General features: G+C 68.7%; 6 protein-coding genes. 3 read left to right on the forward strand and 3 right to left on the reverse strand.

The window, feature by feature from the left end; genetic code table 11:
- Together GCN81_RS09125 and GCN81_RS09130 are read left to right on the forward strand one after the other, a co-directional pair.
- The coding region (locus GCN81_RS09125; protein WP_325065100.1) for an acyl-CoA carboxylase subunit beta at positions 1-969 on the forward strand (969 nt) is incomplete at its 5' end.
- 51 nt (positions 970-1,020) lie between these two features.
- Positions 1,021-1,221 (forward strand): acyl-CoA carboxylase subunit epsilon, encoded by a 201-nt coding sequence (locus tag GCN81_RS09130; RefSeq protein WP_156723524.1) that lies wholly within the window; start codon positions 1,021-1,023, stop codon positions 1,219-1,221.
- A 72-nt stretch (positions 1,222-1,293) separates the two neighbouring features.
- On the opposite strand, the gene gltX is transcribed toward GCN81_RS09130, so the two are convergent.
- From gltX to GCN81_RS09145, 3 genes are all read right to left on the reverse strand, one after another.
- Positions 1,294-2,817, reverse strand: a complete 1,524-nt coding sequence (gltX, locus tag GCN81_RS09135) for a glutamate--tRNA ligase (RefSeq protein WP_156723526.1) — start codon at positions 2,815-2,817, stop codon at positions 1,294-1,296.
- On the reverse strand, positions 2,810-3,595 hold the full coding sequence (locus tag GCN81_RS09140) for a fumarylacetoacetate hydrolase family protein (protein WP_156723528.1): 786 nt from the start codon (positions 3,593-3,595) through the stop codon (positions 2,810-2,812). The genes gltX and GCN81_RS09140 overlap by 8 nt, the downstream gene beginning before the upstream one ends.
- 105 nt (positions 3,596-3,700) lie before the next feature.
- The gene (locus tag GCN81_RS09145; protein ID WP_231626555.1) at positions 3,701-3,880 is read right to left on the reverse strand and encodes a hypothetical protein; all 180 of its coding nucleotides are present in this window, start codon (positions 3,878-3,880) and stop codon (positions 3,701-3,703) included.
- A gap of 599 nt (positions 3,881-4,479) precedes the next feature.
- On the opposite strand from GCN81_RS09145, the gene GCN81_RS09150 reads away from it, so the two are divergent.
- On the forward strand, positions 4,480-6,660 hold a 2,181-nt coding region (locus GCN81_RS09150), incomplete at its 3' end, for a sensor histidine kinase (protein ID WP_156723532.1).

Raw genomic sequence — 6,660 nt, forward strand, 5'->3', positions numbered from 1 at the left:
ACCGGTCCGGACGTCGTCAAGGCGGTCACCGGCGAGGAGATCACCCAGAACGGTCTCGGCGGCGCCGACGTCCACGCCGGAACCTCAGGCGTCGCGCACTTCGCGTACGACGACGAGGAGACCTGCCTCGCCGAAGTCCGCTACCTCCTCGCCATGCTGCCCTCCAACAACCGGGAGAACCCGCCGCACGTCGAATCCAGCGACCCCGCGGACCGGCACAGCGACGTCCTCCTCGACCTGGTGCCCGCGGACGGCAACCGTCCGTACGACATGCACAAGGTCATCGAGGAGCTCGTCGACGACGGCGACTACCTGGAGATCCACGAGCGCTGGGCCCGCAACATCGTCTGCGCCCTGGCTCGCCTGGACGGCCAGGTCGTCGGCATCGTCGCCAACCAGCCCCAGTCCCTGGCCGGTGTCCTGGACATCGAGGCCTCGGAAAAGGCCGCGCGCTTTGTGCAGATGTGCGACGCCTTCAACATCCCGATCGTCACCCTGTTGGATGTCCCCGGCTTTCTCCCGGGCGTCGACCAGGAGCACGGTGGGATCATCCGCCACGGCGCGAAGCTCCTGTACGCGTACTGCAACGCCACCGTGCCGCGGATCTCGCTGATTCTGCGCAAGGCCTACGGAGGTGCGTACATCGTCATGGACTCGCAGTCCATCGGCGCCGACCTCACCTACGCCTGGCCGACCAACGAGATCGCCGTGATGGGCGCCGAAGGCGCCGCGAACGTGATCTTCCGCCGTCAGATCGCCGAGGCCGAGGACTCCGAGGCCATGCGCGCGCGCATGGTCAAGGAGTACAAGGCCGAGCTGATGCACCCGTACTACGCCGCCGAACGCGGCCTGGTCGACGACGTCATCGACCCGGCCGAAACCCGCTCGGTCCTCATCAGCTCCCTCGCGATGCTCCGCAACAAGCACGCGGACCTGCCCTCGCGTAAGCACGGCAACCCGCCGCAGTAACCCGCGCAGCCAACCGCCCGACGACCGCAACGAAGACGGGACCTGACCTCCATGAGCACCCCCACCGACCACCTCCTCCGCGTCGAGAAGGGCCACGCCGAGCCCGAGGAGCTCGCGGCCATCACCGCCATCCTGATGGCCCGCGCCGCGGCCCAGCCCCACGCCCCGGCGCACCGCGCCCACCCCAAGGCAGGCTGGCGCCGCCTGGAGCGCACCCCGGGCTTCCGCGCCCCACACAGCTGGCAGGGCTGACACACACCGAGAACAACGAGAAGGGGGCGCCTGCCGATTGCGGCAGGCGCCCCCTTCTCGTACGGAAAGCTCCTACGAGGCGGCAGCCAGCTTCGCCAGGGCCGCGTCGATACGCGTCAAGGCGCGGTCCTTGCCCAGGATTTCGAGGGACTCGAAGAGCGGCAGACCGATCGTGCGGCCAGTGACGGCGACACGGACCGGGGCCTGGGCCTTGCCCAGCTTGAGGCCGTGCTCCTCGCCCGCCGCCAGGACGGCGTTCTTCAGGGACTCCGGGCTGCTCCAGTCGGCGTCGGCCAGCTTGGCGCGGGCCGTTGTCAGCAGGGCCGCCGGGTCGCCCTTGCCCATCGCCTTGGCCCAGGACGCCTCGTCCTCGACCGGCTCCTTCAGGAAGAGGAAGTCGACGTTGGCGGTGATGTCCGAGAGGACCTGAAGGCGGGTCTGGGCGTGCGGGGCGATCGCCTCCCAGGCGGCCTGGTCGAAGTCCTCGGGCGCCCAGTTGGCGTGCGGGGCCTTAAGCCAGGGTGTGCAGGCCTCGGCGAAGGCCTGTACGTCCAGGCGGCGGATGTGGTCCGCGTTGATCGCCTCGGCCTTCTTCAGGTCGAAGCGGGCCGGGTTGGCGTTGACGTCCACGACGTCGAACTTCTCGATCAGCTCGGCCACCGAGAACACGTCCTGGTCGGCGGAGAAGGACCAGCCGAGCAGCGAGAGGTAGTTGAGCAGGCCTTCGGGGAGGAAGCCGCGCTCGCGGTAGAGGTTGAGCGAGGCCTGCGGATCACGCTTGGAGAGCTTCTTGTTGCCCTCGCCCATGACGTAGGGGAGGTGGCCGAAGACCGGGGTCTCCTTGGCGACGCCCAGCTCGATCAGCGCCTTGTAGAGCGCGATCTGGCGGGGGGTGGAGGAGAGCAGGTCCTCGCCACGCAGGACGTGGGTGATCTCCATCAGCGCGTCGTCGACGGGGTTGACGAGCGTGTAGAGGGGCGCGCCGTTGGCCCGGACGATGCCGAAGTCCGGCACGTTCTCCGGGGTGAAGGTGAGCTCGCCGCGTACCAGGTCGGTGAAGGTGATCGGCTCGTCCGGCATCCGGAAGCGGATGATCGAGGTCCGGCCTTCCGCCTCGTACGCCGCCTTCTGCTCAGGGCTCACCTCGCGGCACTGGCCGTCGTAGCCGGACGGCTTGCCCGCGGCACGGGCGGCCTCGCGGCGGACGTCCAGCTCCTCGGTGGTGCAGTAGCAGGGGTACGCGTAGCCGCCCGCCAGGAGCTTGTCCGCGACGTCCTGGTAGAGGTCCATCCGCTGCGACTGGCGGTACGGGGCGTGCGGGCCGCCGATCTCCGGGCCCTCGTCCCAGTCGAGGCCCAGCCAGCGCATCGAGTCCAGGAGCTGCTGGTACGACTCCTCGGAGTCGCGGGCCGCGTCCGTGTCCTCGATACGGAAGACCATGGTGCCGCCGGTGTGGCGGGCGTAGGCCCAGTTGAACAGGGCGGTGCGGACCAGACCCACATGGGGGTTGCCGGTCGGGGAGGGACAGAAACGTACGCGGGGGGGTACCCCCTGCTCGAGCGGAGTCGAGAGCTTGGGGGAGTTCGCGTTAGCCACGCTTGATCACCTTGTTGGTGAGAGTGCCGATGCCTTCGATGGTGACGGCGACTTCGTCGCCGACGGTGAGGGGGCCGACCCCGGCGGGGGTGCCGGTGAGGATGACGTCGCCCGGGAGCAGCGTCATGGCCTCGGTGATGTGGACGACCAGGTCCTCGATGGAGCGGATCATGTCGGTGGTGCGGCCCAGCTGGCGCTGCTCACCGTTGACCGTGCACTGGATGGTGAGATCGGACGGGTCGAGGTCCGTCTCCACCCAGGGGCCGAGCGGGCAGGAGGTGTCGAAGCCCTTGGCCCTCGCCCACTGCTTCTCACGCCGCTGGACGTCACGCGCGGTGACGTCGTTGGCGCAGGTGTAGCCGAGGATCACGTCCTTGACGCGCTCTCGCGGGACCTCGCGGCACATCCGGCCGATGACCACGGCCAGTTCGGCCTCGTGGTGCAGTTCATCGGAGAAGGAGGGGTACGCGATCGCGTCACCGGAGCCGATCACCGAGGTGGACGGCTTGAAGAAGGTGATCGGCGCGTCGGTGGACTCGGGGACCTCGTGGCCCAGCTCTGCCGCGTGCTCCGCGTAGTTGCGGCCGATGGCCACGACCTTGTTGGGGAGCACGGGCGGCAGCAGCCGGACCTTGCTCAGCGGGACCTTCGTACCGGAGAGCTCGAAGTCGGCGAAGGGAATGCCCTTGATGATGTCGAGGACGAGCTCGTCGGGGCTGCTGCCCTCGACCGCACCGAAGGCGACATTGCCGTCGATGGAGAACCTGGCGATGCGCACGGAATGCGAGGCCCCTCTACTTACGTACCCGGGCCGGTAGGCCTGGTGCTGCTGGAGACTGACGCTCCAGGCTAACGCGCGGGTCGGGTGATCTCGCGCCGCCGCTTACAGCGCAGCGCCGACCGGGTTCTCCGGCGCGTCCATCAGGATCGTCCGGCGGGGGTTGGCCGTGTTCGTCGGGAGGTCGACGGAGTGCTCCGGCAGCGCGGCCGCGGCCTGCAGCTCGTCGGCGTCCGCGAGGTGCGCCAGCGTGGTGCGGCGCGGGTTGGCTATGTTCTGGAACATCGGCGTTGTCTTCGTCGTCTGCATCGGCGGTTCGGACCCCTGTGTCTCTTGTGTCGCCTGATGGCCCGCTGGTTGGCGGACCGGCCGTCGCTGTAAAGCGTCAGGCTAAACATTCGAATTCCCGTCAAAGCAGCGAACTCCCTGCGATCGTCATGTGAGTTTGCTCACGAGCTGGTGGGCGAAACGGGCAAACGGGACCGTCGGGCCGTTCGACGGGAACGGACATTCCGCCATGGAAGACTCCATTCCGCTCCTGATCATGAGGACTGGGACACCCCCGGCCCGTAGGTGGCCCGTACGTAAAAGTCCGTTATGTAGGGGATGCGGATCTACGTCTCGTGACACGGCACTTACGTGGGGTCACGGAGGTCACGGTCGGATACCCGGGCCTTGTTGGAGATCCTGTGCTGTGCTGGAATTCGCGGGACCGCCGCGGGTATGAGCCGGCGCGCAAGGGCGCAACGGAGCGCCGAGTGGCGGTGTCTAAGGGGGAGAAGCGCCGGTCACTCAGACCACCACGGGGCCCTCGGGCCCCTCGACGCCGACACCGTCCCGCCGCCTCGCGCGGAGGGACGCCTGGTCCAGAGGTTGCGACGCTAGTGCAGGGACGTTTCAAGAGGGATGGCAGCGCTGCGGCCGAGCCGGAGCTGCGCGGTGGGACTAACCCCATGAGCGGCAGTTCCTCGCCCCAGCACGCCCTGGGCTCCGGTCCGGCAGCAGCCGACAACCGCACCACGGGCACCGATACGGGCGCGTCCGGCGGCGACGCCAAGCCCGCGGCCAAGGGCAAGGAGCCGAGCAGCACCGGCTCCCGGCTCGCGCTGCGCAACTGGCGTATCTCCACGCGTCTGGTGTCGCTGCTCGCCCTGCCCGTGGTCGTGGCCACCTCGCTCGGCGTGATCCGGATCAACGACTCGATGGACGAGATCGAGCAGCTGGACCGGATGAAGCTGCTCACCGAGATGACCAAGCAGGCGACCGAACTCGCCGCCGCGCTGCAGGACGAGCGCGACAAGTCGGCCGGTCCGCTCTCGCACGGCGTCGCCGCGACGGACTTCACGGTCAAGGGCCCCCGGGACAAGACCGACCGCGCCCAGAAGTCGTTCGTCCAGGGCACCGCGGAGATCGACGACAACCGCGGCGACCAGGCCATCGACAGCATCCGGGCCAACGTCGTCACCATCTCCGCCCAGCTGCAGACGCTCAAGGACCTCCGGCGCAACGCCTACAAAAAGGGCACGCCGACCTCGCAGACCGTCGCCGGCTACAACCAGCTGATCAACCAGCTGCTCGGCCTCTCCCGGGACATGGCCCTCGCGACCAGCAACCCGGAGATGATCCAGCGCACCCGTACGCTGTCCGCCTTCTCCTCCGCCAAGGAGAACGCGTCGATCCAGCGCGCCGTGATCGCCGCGGCCCTGCCGGAGAACAAGGAAACCTTCGGCAAGCTCTCCGAGTCCGACCGGCTCTACGCGCTGTCCGCGTGGCGCAACGAGGACGCCGAGCTCAGCAACTTCGAACGGTCCTACTCGGGCACCGGCGGCAACGCCGAAGAACTGCTCAAGCCGATCGACGACAGCAACGCCGTCATCAAGGACGCCAACAGTTACGCCCAGCGCGTCCTGGAGAACTCCAAGGGCCTCAAGAGCCAGGACAAGCGCTCCTACCCCGACTGGGGTGACGCCGCCTCCACCAAGCTGAAGCAGATGTCGCTCATCGAGCAGACGCTGCTGAACGACATGGAGCAGGAGGCCCGCAAGCTGCGCGAGGAGTCCGAGCAGGCCGCGCTGTTCAACGGTGCGCTGCTGCTGCTCGTGCTCGGTGTCTCGCTGGTCGGCGCGTTCGTGGTGGCCCGCTCCATGATCCGCTCGCTGCGCCGCCTGCAGGACACCGCCACCAAGGTCGCCCAGGAACGCCTCCCCGAGCTGGTCAAGCAGCTCTCCGAGACCGACCCGCAGGATGTCGACACCTCCGTCGAGTCGGTCGGTGTGCACTCCCGTGACGAGATCGGCCAGGTGGCCACGGCCTTCGACGACGTGCACCGCGAGGCGGTCCGCCTCGCCGCCGAGCAGGCGCTGCTGCGAGGCAACGTCAACGCGATGTTCACCAACCTCTCGCGGCGTTCGCAGGGCCTTATCCAGCGTCAGCTCTCGCTGATCTCCGAGCTGGAGTCCCGCGAGGCCGACCCGGACCAGCTGTCCTCGCTGTTCAAGCTGGACCACCTCGCCACGCGTATGCGCCGTAACGGTGAGAACCTCCTCGTCCTCGCCGGTGAAGAGCCCGGCCGCCGCTGGACCCGGCCGGTCCCGCTGGTCGACGTGCTCCGCGCCGCCGCGTCCGAGGTGGAGCAGTACGAGCGCATCGAGCTGGCCTCGGTGCCCACCACCGAGGTCGCGGGCCGCGTGGTCAACGACCTCGTACACCTGCTCGCCGAGCTGCTCGAGAACGCCACCTCCTTCTCCTCGCCGCAGACCAAGGTCAGGGTCACCGGTCACGCGCTGCCTGACGGCCGCGTGCTCGTCGAGATCCACGACACCGGTATCGGCCTCTCGCCCGAGGATCTCGCGGCGATCAACGAGCGGCTCGCCGCGCCGCCCACCGTGGATGTCTCGGTGTCCCGGCGCATGGGTCTGTTCGTGGTCGGCCGCCTCTCGCAGCGGCATGGCATCCGTATTCAGCTGCGCCCGTCCGACGCCGGTGGCACCACCGCGCTCGTCATGCTTCCCGTCGATGTCGCCCAGGGCGGCAAGAAGGGCGGCCCCGGGAACCCTGGCGCGCCC

This window comes from Streptomyces apocyni (assembly GCF_009739465.1).
Classification (GTDB): Bacteria; Actinomycetota; Actinomycetes; order Streptomycetales; family Streptomycetaceae; genus Streptomyces; species Streptomyces apocyni.